Raw genomic sequence first — 16,986 nt, forward strand, 5'->3', positions numbered from 1 at the left:
CTTCCATGTGCTGGACGGTGTGACCTACCCGGCGAGGCAGGACGGGCCGAGCAGCACCTTCAGGTCACCGAAAAGGGCGGGATCCGGCTGTACCCGATGGCGGTCGAGCCGCAGCACCGTCGTCTTCTGCGCGCCCTGGAGCTTGATCCGCACCTCGCTGTTGCCGCGGTGGTGGCTGAGGATCTCGCCGAGGCGGCTGACCATCGGCGGGGTCACCTTCACCGTCGGGATGGTGATCAGGACGGGCGCGTTGGTCCCCGCGTTCGACAGGTCGGGGACCTGGAGCTCCATCGCGACCAGGCGCGGCACGTCCTCGCGCTTGTCGAGGCGGCCCTTGACGAACACCACGGCGTCCTCGACGAGTTGGGTCGAGACGAGCTGATACGTCGCCGGGAAGAACATGCACTCGATGGAACCCGCGAGGTCCTCGACGGTCGCGATCGCCCAGGCGTTGCCCTGCTTGGTCATCTTGCGCTGGAGGCCGGAGATGATGCCGCCGATGGTGACGATCGAGCCGTCCGAGTAGTCACCGCCGGTGAGCTGTCCGATGCCCGCGTCGGCCTTGTCGGACAGCACGTGCTCCAGGCCGAACAGAGGGTGGTCGGAGACGTACAGACCGAGCATCTCCCGCTCCTGGGCGAGGAGATACGTCTTCTCCCACTCGTCGGTGGAGAACTCCACGTCGAGCCCGAAGCCCGGCTCGTCCCCGCCGGACTCGTCGCCCATCCCCCCGAAGAGGTCGAACTGCCCTTCCGCTTCCTTGCGCTTGACCTGCACCACGTTGTCGATCATGGGTTCGTACTGCGCGGTGAGGCCCTTGCGGGTGTGCCCCATGGTGTCGAAGGCGCCCGCCTTGATCAGCGACTCCGTGGTGCGCTTGTTGCAGGCGGCGGCCTCGACCTTGTCGAGGTAGTCGGGGAAGGAGGCGAACTTCCCCTTGGCCTTGCGCGACCGGACGATCGACTCGACCACGTTCGTACCGACGTTCCGGACCGCCTCAAGGCCGAAGAGGATCACGTCGTCGCCCTGCGCGGCGAAGTTGTGCACGGACTCGTTCACGTTGGGCGGAAGGACCTTGATGCCCATGCGCCGGCACTCGTTGAGGTAGATGGCCGACTTGTCCTTGTCGTCCTTCACCGAGGTGAGCAGCGCGGCCATGTACTCGGCGGGGTAGTTCGCCTTGAGGTAGGCGGTCCAGTACGTGACGAGGCCGTACGCGGAGGAGTGCGCCTTGTTGAAGGCGTATCCGGCGAAGGGGACCAGGACGTCCCACAGGGCCTGGATCGCCGCGTCCGAGTAGCCGTTCTTCCGGGCGCCCGCCTGGAAGAGGACGAAGTTCTTCTCCAGCTCCTCGGGCTTCTTCTTGCCCATCACGCGGCGCAGGATGTCGGCTTCACCGAGGGAGTACCCGGCGATGATCTGCGCGGCCTTCTGCACCTGCTCCTGGTACACGATGAGGCCGTAGGTCAGGCCGAGCGTCTCCTTCAGGGGCTCTTCGAGCTCCGGGTGGATCGGCGTGATCTCCTGGCGGCCGTTCTTGCGCTCCGCGTAGTTGATGTGCGAGTTCATGCCCATCGGGCCCGGCCGGTAGAGGGCCGAGACGGCGGAAATGTCCTCGAAGTTGTCGGGCTGCATCTGGCGGAGCAGCGAACGCATCGGGCCGCCGTCGAACTGGAAGACACCGAGCGTGTCACCGCGGCAGAGCAGTTCGAAGGTCTTCGGGTCGTCCAGCGGGAGCGAGAGCATCTCCAGGTCGATGCCCTTGTCGTTGCGCACCATCTTGACGGCGTCGTCCATGATGGTGAGGTTTCGAAGGCCCAGGAAGTCCATCTTGAGCAGGCCGAGCGACTCGCACTGGGGGTAGTCCCACTGCGTGATCGTCACGCCGTCCGTGTGCCGCACCCAGATCGGCGCGTGGTCCACGATCGGCTCGCTGGACATGATGACGCCGGCCGCGTGCACGCCCATCTGCCGGACCAGGCCTTCCACACCCTTCGCGGTGTCGATGACCTTCTTCACGTCCGGTTCGTTCTCGTACATCCCCCGGATCTCGCCCGCCTCGCTGTAGCGCGGGTGCTTGGGGTCCGTGATCCCGGAGAGGTCGATGCCCTTGCCGAGGACGTCGGCGGGCATCGCCTTGGTGAGGCGGTCGCCCATCGCGTACGGATATCCGAGCACGCGCGCGGAGTCCTTGATGGCGTTCTTCGCCTTGATCTTTCCGTACGTGCCGATCATGGCGACCTTGTCGGCGCCGTACTTCTCGGTCACGTACCGGATCACTTCGACGCGCCTGCGCTCGTCGAAGTCGATGTCGACATCGGGCATGGACACGCGCTCGGGGTTGAGGAACCGCTCGAAGATCAGGCCGTGCGTGATGGGGTCGAGGTCGGTGATGCCCATCGCGTACGCGACGATCGATCCTGCCGCGGAGCCACGGCCTGGGCCCACCGCGATGCCGTTGTTCTTGGCCCACATGATGAAGTCGGCGACCACGAGGAAGTACCCCGGGAACCCCATCTGGATGATGATGTCCATCTCGTACTCGGCCTGCTGCTGCCGGTCCTCGGGGACACCGCCCGGGTAGCGGCGGGCCATGCCGACCCGGACCTCTTCCTGGAACCAGGTGACTTCGGTGAAGCCCTCCGGGATCTCAAACTTCGGCATGAGGTCGCGCTTCTCGAACATCCCGGTGGTGTCGATCTGCTCCGCGACCAGGAGCGTGTTCCGGCACCCCTCCTGCCAGGCCTCCGAGGAGTCGATGGCGTACATCTCGTCCGTGGACTTCAGGTAGTAGCCGGTGCCGTCGAAGCGGAAGCGGTCCGGGTCCGAGAGGTTCTTGCCCGTCTGGATGCAGAGCAGGGCGTCGTGGGCGACGGACTCGTGCGCGTACGTGTAATGCGAGTCGTTCGTCACCAGGGGCGGGATGCCGAGCTTCTTGCCGACCCGGAGCAGGTCGTCACGGACCCGGCGCTCGATGTCGATGCCGTGGTCCATCAGCTCCAGGAAGTACCGGTCCTTGCCGAAGATGTCCTGGTACTCGGCGGCAGCCTTCACCGCCTCGTCGAACTGGCCCAGGCGCAGGCGGGTCTGGAGCTCTCCGGAGGGGCAGCCGGTGGAGGCGATCAGGCCCTCCGACCACTGGGAGATCGTCTCCTTGTCCATGCGCGGCCACTTCTGCAGCCAGCCCTCGGCGTACGCGTCCGAGGACAGCCGGAAGAGATTGTGCAGGCCGGTGCTGTTCGCCGCCCAGATCGTCTTGTGGGTGTAACCACCCGAACCGGATACGTCGTCCCGCTTCTGGTGCGGCTGACCCCACTTGATCTTCCGCTTGTTGCGGCGGGACTCCGGGGCGACGTACGCCTCGATGCCGATGATCGGCGTCACGCCCGCCTTCTGCGCCGAGTGGAAGAAGTCGTACGCCCCGTGGAGGTTGCCGTGGTCGGACATGGCGACATGCGTCATGCCCATCTCATTACAGGCGTTGAACATGTCCTTGAGCCGCGCGGCACCGTCCAGCAGCGAGTACTGGGTGTGGACGTGGAGGTGCGTAAAGGGCGGCTTGGTCACGGCGGGAGGCCTCCGGAGAACGTTCGGCAACAGGCTGCGGGCAGTCTGGGGGGACAGCGTGGAAGTCTAATCCGCGGCACTGACAAGCGACGGGCACTCGGGGGTACCGTCGTGCGTTGGACTGGTCGGAGCACCTGTCCAAAATGTCATGCACCACCTGGCACCACCCGTTACCTGGAGGCACCCCGCGATGTCGGACCCGCAGCCCACCGCTGAGCAGCGCGGCGAGCAGATCCTCTCCGTCTTCGACACCGCGTTCGGCGAGCTGCTCGCCGCGGACCCCGCCGCGTTCCGGGTCAAGTTCCGGAAGATGGCAGGCTCCGCGTTCGCGTTCTACCGCGGCACGGCCTGCCTCTTCTACGGGGACCTGGAGCGCGAGCAGCACGGCGGTCCGTACCTGGACGAGCGCACGGGCCGGGTGTGGATCCACGGCGACCTGCACGCGGAGAACTTCGGCACGTACATGGACTCCCAGGGCCGCCTGATCTTCAACGTGAACGACTTCGACGAGGCGTATGTGGGCCCCTTCACCTGGGACCTGAAGCGCTTCGCCGCCTCCGTGGCCCTGATCGGGTACACGAAGGCGCTCAGCGACGAGCAGATCACCGACCTGGTGCGGGTGTACGCGGCCGCGTACCGCGAGCGGATCCACGACCTGGCGACCGGCGCCAAGAGCGACGAGGTGCCGCCCTTCACCCTGGACACCGCCCAGGGCCCGCTCCTGGACGCGCTGCGCGACGCGCGCTCGCTGACCCGCTTCGGCCTCCTGGACTCCATGACGGAGATCCGCGACTTCGAGCGCCGCTTCGCCCCGGGCGGCGGCTCCATCGAGCTCGACGCGGCCACCCGGTACAAGGTCCTTGCCGCCTTCGACGGATATCTGGAGACGCTGCCCGAGTCCTCCCTCACCCGCCCCGACTCGTATCGGGTGAAGGACGTCGTCGGACGCCGCGGCATCGGTATCGGCTCCGCGGGCCTGCCCTCGTACAACATCCTTCTGGAGGGCAACAGCGACGCCCTGGAGAACGACGTCGTGATCTACCTCAAGCAGGCGCAGACCCCGGCCGTCTCGCGGCACATCACCGACGGCGCGGTCCGTGGCTACTTCCAGCACGAGGGCCACCGCACGGTCATCTCGCAGCGCGCGCTCCAGGCGCACGCCGACCCGTGGCTCGGCTGGACCGAGCTGGACGGCGCCGGCCAGCTGGTCGCCGAGGTCTCTCCGTACGCCGTGGACCTGGACTGGTCGGACATCGACGACTGGGACGAGATCGCCGCGGTCATCGCCGACCTGGGCCGCGCCACCGCCACGATGCACTCCGCAGCGGACGACGAGAGCGGCCACTCGGACCTGGTGCCGTTCTCCACGGAGCGGGCGATCGACGCCGCCATCGCGGCGGACGAAGAGAGCTTCGGGGACCTGCTCGTGGACTTCGCGCACGAGTACGGCGCGCGCGCCCGCAGGGACCACCAGATCTTCGTCGACCTGTTCCGTAACGGTCGGATTCCGGGTCTGTAGGCACGAAGACGACGCCGTGCAACTCATAGGCACCCTTTAGGGCTGCCTTACGGGAGCACATGGCACACTCGGCTGCGCGATGGACATATCAGGGACTCAGCTCAGAGCCGTGCGCGCGGCGCTCTTCACGACGCTCGTCGTGACACTCTCCGCCGCGTCGCACGTGCTGCTGTCCCGCGCCCCGCTGCCGCTGACCACCGTCGCCGTGATCGCCGCCGCGGTCTTCGTCATCGCGTACGCACTGGCGGGGCGCGAGCGTGGCTACGGCCGCATCGCCGCCCTGCTGATCCCCCTTGAGCTGGCCGCCGACACGGTGTTCACCACGGGGCAGCACGTCTGTTACGGCCAGGCGGGCGGTCCCGTCGCGGGCCCGCTGCGCTCCGTCGGCTTCGACGTGCTGTGCGGCGGCGCGAGCGTCGGCACCCCGCTGGCCCAGATGACCGGCGGTGACGGACACCGTGCCGTGCTGCTCGCCGACGCCGATCCGGGCGCCGCCTGGCTGCTGCTCGGCGCGCACATCGCGGTCGGCCTGATCGCGGCGGCCTGGCTGCGGCGCGGCGAACGCGCCCTGGCCCAGGTCCTGCGCGCGGTGGCCGCCTCCACCTTCCGGCCGCTGCTCATCGCGGTCGCCGCGGTGAGCATCCGCCTCCGGCCCGTCCGGCGCGCCCCGCGCCCCGCGCACCGGGTGCGGACCGCGCGTACGCGGCTTCTCGTGCATTTCGTGGGACGGCGTGGACCGCCGTGCTCGGCCGTCTTCGCCTGAGCACCACCGTCCCCACGCAGTCACCCCTACGGAGAACATCATCATGAGCAAGCGCAACAGCCAGGCGGCCAAGTCGGCGGCCCGCGAGCGGATCCGCGCCCAGCAGGAAGCCGAGCGCAAGCGGCAGAAGCGGAAGCGGACCATGGTCGTCGGCGTCTCCGTCGTCGCGGTCCTGGCAATCGCGGGCGGCGTCGGCTACGCCGTCATGCAGGCCAACAAGCCCGGCCACTGGGAAGCCGCCAAGGACGAGAAGCTGGTCAAGCCGGCGAACTCCGCGGGCACGGACGGCACGACCGTCGTCATCGGCAAGGACAGCGCCAAGAAGACCCTCAAGGTCTACGAGGACCCGCGCTGCCCGGTCTGCGCCAGCTTCGAGCAGACCGTGGGCCCGACGGTCGAGAAGGACCTGAAGGACGGCAAGTACAAGATCCAGTTCATCGGCGCCTCGTTCCTGGACCGCAACCTCACGGGCGAGGGATCCAAGAACGCGCTCAGCGCGATGGGCGCCGCCCTGAACGTGAGCGACCAGGCCTTCCTCGACTTCAAGAAGGCCATGTTCTCCAAGGAGAACCACCCCTCCGAGACGGAGGACAAGTTCAAGGACGACGCGTACCTCACCAAGATCGCGAACCAGGTCCCTGAGCTCAAGAAGAGCAAGACCTTCGCGAAGGACGTCAAGAACGGCACGTACGACCGCTGGGCCCTGGAGATGTCGAAGAAGTTCGACGACAACAAGGACGGCGTCGACGGCACGCCCTCCTTCGTCATGGACGGCAAGAAGCTGACCGGGCCCGACAAGAAGAACGCTCCCTCGACGGTCGAGGACTACAAGAAGGCCGTCGACGCGGCGCTGAAGGGCTGAATCGGCGCTAGAGCCGTGCGCTGAGCGGCACTTGGCGGAAGAGCGGGCGAACGTTTCACAATTCGCCCGCTCTTGGCGATTACTGATCAGTAAGGTAATCGCTCGTGACCAGTCGAAACAGCGCACACAGACCGCTCAACTCCCCGGCCCCGAGCCGCCGTACGGTCGTCAAGGCCGCTGCCGCCACCACGGCCCTCGCGCCGCTCGCCGCGGCTCCCCTCGCCCACGCCGCCGAAGGGCCCGCGTTCCACCACGGAGTCGCCTCGGGCGACCCGCTGCCCGACGGTGTCCTCCTGTGGACCCGCGTGACCCCGATACCCGAGGCCTCGCCCGGCTCAGGCAAGGGGCCCGACACCGAGGTGAGTTGGGAGATAGCCAAGGACAAGGGCTTCACCCAGATCGTCGGCCAAGGCAGCCTGACCGCGCGGGCCGCAACCGACCACACGGTCAAGGCCGACGTAAGGGGCTTGAGCCCTGCCACCACCTATTACTTCCGCTTCTCCGCGGGCGACACGCACTCCCCCGTGGGCCGCACGCGCACCACCCCCGCACACGAAGCGGCGGCCCCCGGCGTCCGGTTCGGCGTGGTGTCCTGCGCCAACTGGGAGGCCGGCTACTTCTCCGCGTACCGCCATCTCGCGGCCCGTACCGAACTCGACGCGGTGCTCCATCTCGGCGATTACGTCTACGAGTACCCGAGCGGCGAGTACCCCGCCGCCAAGTACGCGGTGCGTCAGCACGAGCCGCGGCATGAGATCGTCAGCCTCGCCGACTACCGCACCCGGCACGGCGCCCACAAGACCGACCCGGACGCCCAGGCGATGCACGCGGCGCACCCCCTCATCGCGATCTGGGACGACCACGAGTTCGCCGACAACACCTGGTCGGGCGGCGCGGTGAACCACTCCCCCGAGACCGAGGGCGACTGGGCGCGGCGCATGGCGGCCGCCAAACAGGCGTACTTCGAGTGGATGCCCGTACGCCCTTCTACTGAAGGGACCGTCTACCGCCGCCTGCGCTTCGGCAAGCTGGCCGATCTGCATCTGCTCGACCTGCGCTCCTTCCGCTCCGAGCAGGCGGGATTCGGCAGCGGTGACGTGGACGATCCGGACCGTACGATCACGGGCCGCGCCCAGCTCGACTGGCTGAAGGCGGGCCTCGCCTCGTCCGACGCGTCCTGGAAGCTGGTCGGCACCTCGGTGATGATCTCGCCGGTCGCCTTCGGTTCCGTGCCGGCCCATCTGCTCGAACCCATCGCGGAGTTGCTCGGCCTGCCCAAGGAAGGCCTCGCCGTCAACGGCGACCAGTGGGACGGTTACACCGACGACCGCAAGGAGCTCATCTCCCACCTGGTCGACAAGGCCATCCGGAACACGGTCTTCCTCACCGGGGACATCCACATGGCGTGGGCGAACGACGTACCGGTCAGGGCCGCCACGTACCCCGGATCACCCTCCGCGGCCACGGAGTTCGTGGTCACGTCCGTGACCTCCGACAACGTGGACGACATGCTGCACGTCGCCCCGCACACCCTCTCGCTGGTCGCGGTGGGCGCGGTGAAGGCGGCCAACCGCCATGTGAAGTGGCTGGACATGGACTCGCACGGGTACGGCGTCCTCGACGTCACCGCCGAGCGCTCGCAGATGGACTACTACGTCCTGTCCGACCGCAAGGATCCCAAGGCGACGTCCAAGTGGGCCCGTTCGTACCGCACCCTCACCGGCACCCAGAGGGTCGAGCGGGCGTACTCGCCGGTGCGCTGACCGGGTCACGCGTGTCGGTGGCGCCCTCTACGCTGGGGACATGAGCGGCCAGGGGGACGTGGTGGACGGACGCTTCGAGCTCTTGGAGCGGCTCGGCAGCGGCGGCATGGGCACGGTGTGGCGGGCACGCGACACCGTGCTGCACCGCGAGGTGGCCGTCAAGGAAGTGCGGCCCGCGGGGCGGGAGCTGACGGACGAGGAGTCGCGCGTCCTGCGGGAGCGGGTGCTGCGCGAGGCCAGGGCGCTCGCCCGGCTCAACCACCCGCATGTGGTGACGATCCATCACATCGTGGACACGGACCCGCACCCCTGGCTGGTGATGGAGCTGCTGCCGGGGCGCACGCTCCAGGATCTCCTGGAGCAGGGCACGTTGCCGCCGCACGAGGCCGCGCGCATCGGCCGTGAGCTGCTCTCGGCGCTGCGCGTCGCCCACGCGGCGGGCATCCTGCACCGGGATGTGAAGCCCGCGAACGTACTGCTGCGGGACGAGGCCCCCGGCACAGGCGTCTCCGTGGTCCTCACCGACTTCGGCATCGCCTCGCTGCGGGGCTCCACGCAGCTCACCGCGACCGGCGACCTGATCGGCTCGCCGGAGTTCATCGCGCCCGAGCGCATCCGCGGCACGGATGAGGGCCCGGCGGCCGACCTCTGGTCGCTCGGCCTCGTCCTCTACGTCGCCGTGGAGGGCGTGAGCCCGCTGCGCCGCTCCTCGACGCTGGCCACGCTCGCCGCCGTGCTCGACGACCCTGTGCCGCCGCCTGTGCGCTCCGGGCCGCTCGCCCCGGTCCTGAGCGCCCTCCTGGTGCGGGACCCGGCACTGCGCCCGGACGCGGAGCGCCTGGACGCGATGCTCGCCGCGGTGGCGAACGGCATCGCGTGGCAGCCGACGGAGACGTCGGAGCGCCCGGCGGTCACGGTGGGCCCGCCCGTCACGGTGGGATCGCCCTCCGCCGAGCCCCGAAGACGTACGCCGGTGATGGTCGCGGTGATTGCCGTGGCGCTCGCCATGGTGGCCGGTGCCGCGCTGGTGCTCGCGCTGCGGGGCGGGGGCGGTACGGACGGGGAGGAGTCCAAAAACCCCACCCAGTCCGAAAGCCCCACCCGGAGCAAGAGCCCCACTCAGCGCAAGAGCCCCACCCAGAGCAAGAGCCCCACCCGGAGCGAAAGCCCCGATCCGACCACGCCGTCGGCATCGCCGTCGGCGTCAACGTCGGCATCGGCATCGGCATCGGCGACGCCACCCGCGTCGGGCAGCTGGATCGCCCAGCTGTTCTCCGAGCCCGTCGGCACAGGAGCCGGTGCCCGCGACCGCCGGCTCGCGGCCGTGCGCAAGGACGTGCCGGAGGCGCAGTACCTGCGCAGCGACGACTACGCCTCGCTGCGGCCGGGCTTCTGGGTGATCTACGCTCCCGGACCCTTCGCGGACGGCCGGGCCGCCCTGCGGTTCTGCGAGGAGCGCGGCAGGACCACCGGCAACGAATGCGTCGGGCGGTATCTCAGCTCCAGCGGCGGCGACTACGGCCTGCAGTGCAAGCCGCCCGCGAGCGCCCCGGTGGGCCGCTGCACGCGCGCGTGAGCCCTACTCGCCGAGCGTCTCCAGGAAGCCGATCGCCGTCCGCCACGTCGCCTCCGCCGCCTCGGCGTCGTAGTCGTCCAGGTCGGGGTCGGTGTAGAGGTGGCCGGCTCCGGCGTAGCGGTAGACCTCGACGTCGGCGCCCGCGCGCCCCATCTGCAGGTACCACGCGCTCAGCCAGTCGTCCGTCTCGAACGGGTCGGGCTCGGCGACGTGCAGCTGCACCGGCAGCTCGTCCACCGTCGTGTTCTCCGCGATGTCGGACGTGCCGTGCAGGAGCAGCAGCCCGCGCGCCTTGTCGTCGCCGAGGGCGAGGGTCTGCGCGGTGGCGGCGCCGAGCGAGAAGCCGGCGTAGACAAGACCCCGCTCGGAGTAGGGCGCGGAGGCCAGAATCGCCCGCTTCAGGAGCTCGTCCTTGCCGAGCTCGTCCTTGAAGGCCATGCCTTCCTCGACGGTGTCGAAGGTGCGCCCGTCGAAGAGGTCGGGCGTCCACACCTCGTGTCCCTCCGCGCGCAGCCGGTCGGCCGCCGCGTGCACCGCGGGCCGCAGCCCGTACGTCGAGTGGAAAAGCATGATGTTCATGAGGCCATCGTGCCACCTACCCTCGGGGGCATGGAGAACGTACTGCGTCCGTTGATCGTGGTCGGCGGCTCGGTCGTGCTCACGCTGGCCGTGGTTTGGCTGGCCGATGTGCTGCTGCGCCGGGCCGATGACCGCCACCCCGACACCCCGCTGTGGGGTCTGCTGCGCCGCTGCCGACTGCCCCTGCAACTTTCCCTGTGCGCCGCCTTGTTGCGCGGCTCCTTCGAACAAGCGGAGATCGGCAAGGACCATGCGGCGGGAATCGCGCAGACCCTGACCCTGGTGCTCATCGGGTCGGTGGCCTGGCTCCTCGTCCGCATCGCGACCGCCGTCGTCGAGGCCACCTACGCCCAGTACGCAAACGCCCATCGCGATCCGGCACGCGTCCGAAGGGTGCGTACGCAGGTCACCCTCATCCAGCGGGTGGTCACCGCGATCGTCGGTGTCGTGGCCGTCGGAGCGATGCTGCTCACCTTCCCCGCCATGCAGGCGGCCGGGACGTCGCTGCTCGCGTCGGCCGGTGTACTCGGCATCGTCGCGGGCGTCGCCGCCCAGTCCACGCTGGCGAATCTCTTCGCCGGGCTGCAGATCGCCTTCGGTGACATGGTGCGGATCGGCGACACGGTCGTCGTGGACGGCGAGTGGGGCACGATCGACGAGATCACTCTGACCTTCCTGGCCGTACGGACCTGGGACGAGCGCCGGATCACGATGCCGGTGTCGTACTTCGTGTCGAAGCCCTTCGAGAACTGGTCGCGCGGCGGCGCCCAGATGACCGGCACGGTCTTCTTCCAGCTGGACCACTCGGCGCCCATCACCGAGATGCGCGAGAAGCTCCAGGACATCCTGCGCGAGTGCGCCGCCTGGGACGGCAGGGACTGGGGCCTCGCGGTCACGGACACGACACCGAACACGATCCAGGTCCGCGCCCTGGTCACCGCCAAGGACGCCGACGACATCTGGACGGTGCGGGTCACGGTGCGCGAGCACCTGGTCCGCTGGCTGACCGAGCACCACGCGTACGCGCTGCCGAAGGTCAGCACGGCCTGGGCCGAACTGCCGCCCGACGACGACGGCCCGCATCCGCCCCCGCCGATAGTGCCCCGCACGGGCCGGGGCTGAGCCCTCGGGCCTCCCTCAGGACCGCAGGCTGCGTACGTCGAGTTGGTGCAGGACCCGGTCGACGATCTCCGGATCGGCGCCGGGTTCGCTGCGCGCGGCGAGGATCTCGTGGCGGGCGGCCGACATCATGTCGCGCTGGATGCGCTGGACCGCCTTGAGACGGTCGGCGCGCTTGGAGTACCGCTCGCGCCGTTCGTCGTCGACGATGTCGGGGCTGATCCTGGCCCCGATGTCGAAGGCCCCGCGCAGCAGCCGCTCCGAGAGGTCCTCCGGCAGCTCCTCGACCTCTTCGATCTCCTTGAGGCGGCGCTTGGCCGCCTTGGCCGCCCGGATGGCGAGGTCACGCTCGACGGCCCGCTCGGCGTCGGTGTCCGCCCGCACCCCGAGCTTCTTCACCAGCCAGGGCAGGGTGAGCCCCTGGACGACGAGGGTGGCCATGATCACGCAGAAGGCGATGAAGATGATCTCGTCGCGGGCCGGGAAGGGATCGCCGTTCTCCGTCTTGAGCGGAATGGCGAGGGCGAGGGCGACCGATGCCACACCGCGCATCCCGGACCACCACATGACGACGGTCTCGCGCCAGGTCGTCGGGATGTCCTCGTCGTAGTCCCGCAGCTTGTGCAGCCGCTTGGCGAGCCAGGTCGCGGGCAGCAGCCACAGCAGTCGTACGCCGACGACGACCGCGACGACCGCCGCGCCCCAGCCGATCATCTGCAGCTCGCGGCCGTTCGCCGTGCCGAAGACGTTGTGCAGTTCGAGCCCGATGAGCCCGAAGGCGACACCGGTGACCAGGGTGTCGACGATCTGCCAGAACGTCTGCCCGGTGATCCGGCCGAGCACGTCGTCGGCGTCGGCGCCGTGCTCCGCCAGATAGAGCGCGGTGGTCAGTACGGCGAGCACGCCGGAGCCAAGCAGCTCCTCGGCGAGCACGTAGCTCACGAAGGGCACGAGCAGCGTCAGGCCGGTCTGCAGGGTGGCCTCGCCGAGCACCCCCATGAGCTTGTTGGTGAGCCAGCCGAGCGCGAACCCCACGGCGACGGCGACCACCCCGGAGAGCACCAGCTGCCCCACCGCCGACGGCCATGAGAACGTTCCGCTGATCGCCGCCGCGATCGCCACGTGGTAGAGCACGATCGCCGTGACGTCGTTGAAGAGCCCCTCCCCCTCCAGGATCGACACGAGCCGCCGCGGCAGCCCGAGCGACCCGGCGACGGCGGTCGCCGCGACCGGGTCGGGCGGCGCCACGAGGGCGCCGAGCGCCACGGCCGCGGCGATCGGAAGGCCGGGAACGACCGAGTTCGCGATGGCGGCGACCGCGGCGGTCGTCACGAAGACGAGGGCCACGGCGAGCAGGAAGATGGGGCGTCTGTTGGCCGTGAACTGCCGCCAGGAGGTGCGCTGGACGGCCGCGTACAGCAAGGGCGGAAGGACCAGCGGAAGGATGTAGTCGGGCGGGATCTCGACGTTCGGTACCCAGCTGACGAAGGCGAGCACGATCCCGGCCAGTGTCATGAGCACGGGCGCGGGCAGCCCGAGCCGCTCCCCCAGCGGCACCGTCACCACGGCACCGAGCAACAGAATGAGCAGCAGCGCCAGCTGGTCCACGGTGCGCCCTCCGGCGGTTTCGAGGCGGTTCGAGTCTCGGACGATCAAGACCTCAACCCTGCCACGCGTTCCCCCCGAACCGGGCCAATGCCGGTGGCGCCGCTAGTCCAGCGCCTTCCGCATCGCCCGGTGCGGAATCCCCGCGTCCGGGAACTCGGGGCCGTAGACCTCGTATCCCAGCCGTTCGTAGAACCCCAGGGCATGCGTCTGCGCGTGCAGGTCGACCGCGGTGAGGCCACGCGCGCGTGCCGTGTCCTCGATCGCCCGCACCAGGGCCGCGCCCACACCGAGTCCGCGCGCGGCCTGGGTCACCGCGAGGCGGCCGAGCGCGCCCACCTCGGCGTCGCCGCCGTTCTTGGCCGCGGCCGCCGCGCCGGTGAGCAGACGGCCCGTGCCCAGCGGAAGCCCGTCCTCGCGGACCGCGAGGACATGCACCGCTTCGGCGTCGTACGCGTCGTACTCAAGGTCCTCGGGGACCTGCTGCTCCACGACGAAGACTTCCTTGCGGACCGCGAAGCAGGCCTCCAGGTCGTCGGTCTCGACCGCGACCCGGCAGATGACCCCGGCGCTCATTCGCTCTCTGCCCGCACCCGGTCGAGAGCCTGCTGGAGGTCGTCCGGATAGGTGCTCTCGAACTCCACCCACTGCCCGTCACCGGGGTGCTCGAAGCCGAGCCGCACCGCGTGCAGCCACTGGCGCGTGAGGCCGAGCCGCTTGGCGAACGTCGGGTCCGCGCCGTACGTCAGGTCGCCCACGCACGGGTGGCGGTGGGCCGCCATGTGCACGCGGATCTGGTGCGTGCGCCCCGTCTCCAGCTTGATGTCGAGCAGCGAGGCCGCCCGGAACGCCTCGATGAGGTCGTAGTGCGTGACGGAGGGCTTGCCCTCGGCCGTGACCGCCCACTTGTAGTCGTGATTCGGGTGGCGGCCGATGGGGGCGTCGATCGTGCCGCTCATCGGGTCGGGGTGACCCTGCACAAGGGCGTTGTAGCGCTTGTCGACCGTGCGCTCCTTGAACTGCCGCTTCAGGGAGGTGTACGCGCGCTCCGACTTGGCGACCACCATCAGGCCGGAGGTGCCCACGTCGAGGCGGTGCACGATGCCCTGACGCTCGGCGGCGCCGGAGGTCGAGATGCGATACCCGGCCGCCGCGAGGCCGCCGATCACCGTGGTGCCGCTCCAGCCGGGGCTCGGATGCGCGGCCACGCCCACCGGCTTGACGATCACGAGGATGTCGTCGTCGTCATGGATGATCTCCATGCCCTCGACGGGCTCGGCGACGATCTGCACCGGAGCGGGCGCCTGCGGCATCTCCACCTCCAGCCAGGCGCCGCCGTGCACACGCTCGGACTTGCCGACCACGCTGCCGTCGACCATCACCTTGCCTGCCGCCGCCAGCTCGGCGGCCTTCGTGCGGGAAAAACCGAACATGCGAGAGATGGCGGCGTCGACGCGCTCGCCCTCCAGGCCGTCCGGCACGGGCAGGGTACGGATCTCGGGAATCGTGCTCACCCATTGAGTATGCAGGAGCGCACTGACACTCCCGCACCGCAGGACCCCGCCGGACCCCGCAGGACCCCTCAGGACCTCAGTCCTTGTGGACGGTCCCGTCCGGGTCCAGGCCGCGGAAGGACAGGATCACGATCAGGAAGCCACCGCACACGATGGCCGAGTCCGCGAGGTTGAACACCGCGAAGCCCTTCGGTGCGATGAAGTCGACCACCGCTCCCTCGAACACGCCGGGGGCGCGGAAGATCCGGTCGGTGAGGTTCCCCAGGGCGCCGCCGAGCAGCATGCCGAGGGCGATGGCCCACGGCATGCTGTAGAGCTTGCGGGCGAGGCGGGCGATCACCACGATCACGGCCGCCGCGATGCAGGTGAAGATCACGGTGAAGGCCTCGCCGATCCCGAAGGCGGCGCCCGCGTTCCGGATGGCGTTGAACTGGAGCCAGTCCCCGATGATCTCGATCGGCTCGTGGTGCTCGAGCTTCGCGACAACGATCATCTTGCTGACGAGGTCCAGGGCATACGCCAGCACGGCCACCGCGAACAGGACGAGGATCTTGCGCTTGCCCTTGCCCGGCTTCTCGTCCGGCGAGGCCGTCTCGCCCCCGGCCTCGTCCTGCCCAGCAGCCTCAGGGATATCCGGCGTACCGATGATGCGCTCCGCCTCTGCCACGTGAGTCCCTCAACCTAGGTACCTGACTGGGGACGAGGGTACGGCACACACGTACGGCACCAGGTGGTCAGGCCGTGTTCAGTAGCGCCGTTCCTGCTTCTGCTTGCAGTCCATGCACAGGGTCGCGCGGGGGAAGGCCTGCATCCGCGCCTTGCCGATGGGATTGCCGCAGTTCTCGCAGACGCCGTACGTCCCGGCGTCCAGCCGCTCCAGGGCGCGCTCGGTCTGGATGAGCATTTCGCGCGCGTTGGCGGCCAGCGACATCTCATGTTCCCGCGTGATGTTCTTCGTGCCGGTGTCCGCGTCGTCGTCGCCGGCACCGTCACCGGAGTCGCGCATCAGACCCGCAAGGGCGTCCTCGGAGGAGGTGATCTCGCTGCCCAGCCGCAGTGCCTCGCTCTGGAGGTCCGCGCGGGCCTCCTCGACCTCCTCCGGGGTCCAGGGGTCCTCACCGGGGCGGACCGCGAGCTCACCGGGTTCCGCCGCCGCGATACGCGCCTTGGGCACCGCCGTCGGCTTCTTGGCTGCCGTCGCCGTGCCCGGAGTCTTCTTCGTGACCACTGTCGTGGCTCCCGTCGTCTCCGCGGCCTGAGCCGCACCCTCGGCCGCTGTCGCAGCCGTCTTCTTGGCCGTGCTCTTCCTGGCCGTGCTCTTCTTGGCAGCTGTCTTCTTGGCCGCGGGGGCCTTCTTCGCCGCGGGGGCTTTCTTCGCCGCGGGAGCCTTCTTCTTCGCCGGGGAGGGCTCCTTGGCCGCGCCCTCCCCGGTCCCGGCCGCTGTCTTCTTACCGATGTCGGCGACCTTGGCGACCGCCTTCTTGGCGACGGCCTTCTTCGCGGCTGCCTTCTTCACCACGGCCTTCTTGGCGGCGGTCTTCTTCGTGGCCGCGCCCGTGGATCTGCCCGACGCCGAATGCTGTACGGCGGTCTTCTTCGCCACCATGGCCGCGGCCCCTTCACATTTTGTGATCTTGCTCGCGCAATCGTGCTGGGACGATAAATCGACTCAGGGTCCGCGGCAACGGGGCACGCCGCCTGATGCGCCCGCCCCACGGGTGCCGCGCTGCGAGCATGCATGCGTTGTGCCCAGCTCGCAGCCGGGTAATCCGCCCGGTACGACGGGCCAGGACGCGGACGCTCCGCATGTCGCCATTCGGGTCAGTCCCGGCGGCCTCGAGCGCACCGCGCCCGAGCCCGTTCCGAGGCCGGAAACAGGCATAAACTGGTGCATGACAGAAGAAGGTGCGCCATGCGCAAGACAGCCGACTGCCGAGAATTCCCGAGCGAGACCAACTGCACCCTCGCCATCTCCGGCGAAGAGGAAGAAGTGGTCCGCGCCGCCAGCGAGCACGCCGTGTCCGTCCACGGGCACACCGACAGCCCGGAGCTGCGGAAGATGGTCCGCGACTCCCTCCGCGACGAGATCCCCCAGCACGCCTGAAGCCCCCGGCCCGCC

At 69.3% G+C, this 16,986-nt stretch carries 14 protein-coding genes; 7 read left to right on the plus strand and 7 right to left on the minus strand.

The annotated features are described in order from the left end of the window. Positions 1-24: 24 nt before the first annotated feature. Positions 25-3,567 (minus strand): DNA polymerase III subunit alpha, encoded by a 3,543-nt coding sequence (gene dnaE / locus E5671_RS15250; protein ID WP_160504510.1) that lies wholly within the window; start codon positions 3,565-3,567, stop codon positions 25-27. Positions 3,568-3,757: 190 nt separating this feature from the next. Between dnaE and E5671_RS15255 the strand changes: the two genes are divergently transcribed. The 5 genes from E5671_RS15255 to E5671_RS15275 all read left to right on the plus strand — a co-directional run bounded on the left by E5671_RS15255 (position 3,758) and on the right by E5671_RS15275 (position 10,050). Beyond that, the gene (locus E5671_RS15255) at positions 3,758-5,086 is read left to right on the plus strand and encodes a DUF2252 domain-containing protein (RefSeq protein ID WP_160504511.1); all 1,329 of its coding nucleotides are present in this window, start codon (positions 3,758-3,760) and stop codon (positions 5,084-5,086) included. Positions 5,087-5,165: 79 nt separating this feature from the next. Next, the gene (locus tag E5671_RS15260; RefSeq protein WP_160504512.1) at positions 5,166-5,849 is read left to right on the plus strand and encodes a hypothetical protein; all 684 of its coding nucleotides are present in this window, start codon (positions 5,166-5,168) and stop codon (positions 5,847-5,849) included. Between the two features lie 43 nt (positions 5,850-5,892). Further along, on the plus strand, positions 5,893-6,711 hold the full coding sequence (locus E5671_RS15265) for a thioredoxin domain-containing protein (RefSeq protein WP_160504513.1): 819 nt from the start codon (positions 5,893-5,895) through the stop codon (positions 6,709-6,711). Positions 6,712-6,815: 104 nt separating this feature from the next. Next, positions 6,816-8,474 carry an alkaline phosphatase D family protein gene (locus E5671_RS15270; RefSeq protein ID WP_160504514.1) on the plus strand — a complete coding sequence of 553 codons (1,659 nt, stop codon included), beginning with the start codon at positions 6,816-6,818 and terminating at the stop codon, positions 8,472-8,474. A gap of 40 nt (positions 8,475-8,514) precedes the next feature. Continuing rightward, the gene (locus tag E5671_RS15275) at positions 8,515-10,050 is read left to right on the plus strand and encodes a serine/threonine-protein kinase (RefSeq protein WP_160504515.1); all 1,536 of its coding nucleotides are present in this window, start codon (positions 8,515-8,517) and stop codon (positions 10,048-10,050) included. A 3-nt stretch (positions 10,051-10,053) separates the two neighbouring features. Here the strand turns inward: E5671_RS15275 and E5671_RS15280 are convergent, their stop codons facing one another. Next, the gene (locus tag E5671_RS15280; protein ID WP_160504516.1) at positions 10,054-10,629 is read right to left on the minus strand and encodes a dienelactone hydrolase family protein; all 576 of its coding nucleotides are present in this window, start codon (positions 10,627-10,629) and stop codon (positions 10,054-10,056) included. Positions 10,630-10,659: 30 nt separating this feature from the next. Between E5671_RS15280 and E5671_RS15285 the strand changes: the two genes are divergently transcribed. Further along, positions 10,660-11,751, plus strand: coding sequence for a mechanosensitive ion channel family protein (locus tag E5671_RS15285; RefSeq protein ID WP_160504517.1), 1,092 nt, complete (start codon positions 10,660-10,662; stop codon positions 11,749-11,751). Positions 11,752-11,766: 15 nt separating this feature from the next. Here the strand turns inward: E5671_RS15285 and E5671_RS15290 are convergent, their stop codons facing one another. The 5 genes from E5671_RS15290 to E5671_RS15310 all read right to left on the minus strand — a co-directional run bounded on the left by E5671_RS15290 (position 11,767) and on the right by E5671_RS15310 (position 16,473). Then, positions 11,767-13,356 carry a Na+/H+ antiporter gene (locus E5671_RS15290; protein ID WP_160510206.1) on the minus strand — a complete coding sequence of 530 codons (1,590 nt, stop codon included), beginning with the start codon at positions 13,354-13,356 and terminating at the stop codon, positions 11,767-11,769. A gap of 102 nt (positions 13,357-13,458) precedes the next feature. Continuing rightward, on the minus strand, positions 13,459-13,929 hold the full coding sequence (locus tag E5671_RS15295) for a GNAT family N-acetyltransferase (RefSeq protein ID WP_160504518.1): 471 nt from the start codon (positions 13,927-13,929) through the stop codon (positions 13,459-13,461). Next, a complete protein-coding gene (locus E5671_RS15300) occupies positions 13,926-14,867 on the minus strand; it encodes an RluA family pseudouridine synthase (RefSeq protein WP_160504519.1) in 942 nt (313 codons plus the stop codon). The genes E5671_RS15295 and E5671_RS15300 overlap by 4 nt, the downstream gene beginning before the upstream one ends. 76 nt (positions 14,868-14,943) lie before the next feature. Then, complete coding sequence (lspA, locus tag E5671_RS15305) at positions 14,944-15,534, minus strand: signal peptidase II (RefSeq protein WP_160504520.1); 591 nt, start codon at positions 15,532-15,534, stop codon at positions 14,944-14,946. Between the two features lie 78 nt (positions 15,535-15,612). Next, positions 15,613-16,473 (minus strand): TraR/DksA family transcriptional regulator, encoded by an 861-nt coding sequence (locus tag E5671_RS15310; RefSeq protein WP_160504521.1) that lies wholly within the window; start codon positions 16,471-16,473, stop codon positions 15,613-15,615. A gap of 306 nt (positions 16,474-16,779) precedes the next feature. Between E5671_RS15310 and E5671_RS15320 the strand changes: the two genes are divergently transcribed. Then, entirely contained in the window at positions 16,780-16,971 is a 192-nt protein-coding gene (locus E5671_RS15320) for a DUF1059 domain-containing protein (protein WP_160504522.1), read from the plus strand. The last annotated feature ends 15 nt before the right edge of the window (positions 16,972-16,986 follow it).

This window comes from Streptomyces sp. BA2 (assembly GCF_009769735.1).
Lineage (GTDB): Bacteria > Actinomycetota > Actinomycetes > Streptomycetales > Streptomycetaceae > Streptomyces.

Excerpts from the sequence above, each read along its gene's own strand:
- E5671_RS15255 (WP_160504511.1), top strand. The coding sequence starts at position 3,758 with ATGTCGGACCCGCAGCCCACCGCTGAGCAGCGCGGCGAGCAGATCCTC.
- E5671_RS15260 (WP_160504512.1), top strand. The coding sequence starts at position 5,166 with ATGGACATATCAGGGACTCAGCTCAGAGCCGTGCGCGCGGCGCTCTTC.
- E5671_RS15265 (WP_160504513.1), top strand. The coding sequence starts at position 5,893 with ATGAGCAAGCGCAACAGCCAGGCGGCCAAGTCGGCGGCCCGCGAGCGG.
- E5671_RS15275 (WP_160504515.1), top strand. The coding sequence starts at position 8,515 with ATGAGCGGCCAGGGGGACGTGGTGGACGGACGCTTCGAGCTCTTGGAG.
- E5671_RS15280 (WP_160504516.1), bottom strand. The coding sequence starts at position 10,629 with ATGAACATCATGCTTTTCCACTCGACGTACGGGCTGCGGCCCGCGGTG.
- E5671_RS15285 (WP_160504517.1), top strand. The coding sequence starts at position 10,660 with ATGGAGAACGTACTGCGTCCGTTGATCGTGGTCGGCGGCTCGGTCGTG.
- E5671_RS15295 (WP_160504518.1), bottom strand. The coding sequence starts at position 13,929 with ATGAGCGCCGGGGTCATCTGCCGGGTCGCGGTCGAGACCGACGACCTG.
- E5671_RS15310 (WP_160504521.1), bottom strand. The coding sequence starts at position 16,473 with ATGGTGGCGAAGAAGACCGCCGTACAGCATTCGGCGTCGGGCAGATCC.
- E5671_RS15320 (WP_160504522.1), top strand. The coding sequence starts at position 16,780 with ATGCGCAAGACAGCCGACTGCCGAGAATTCCCGAGCGAGACCAACTGC.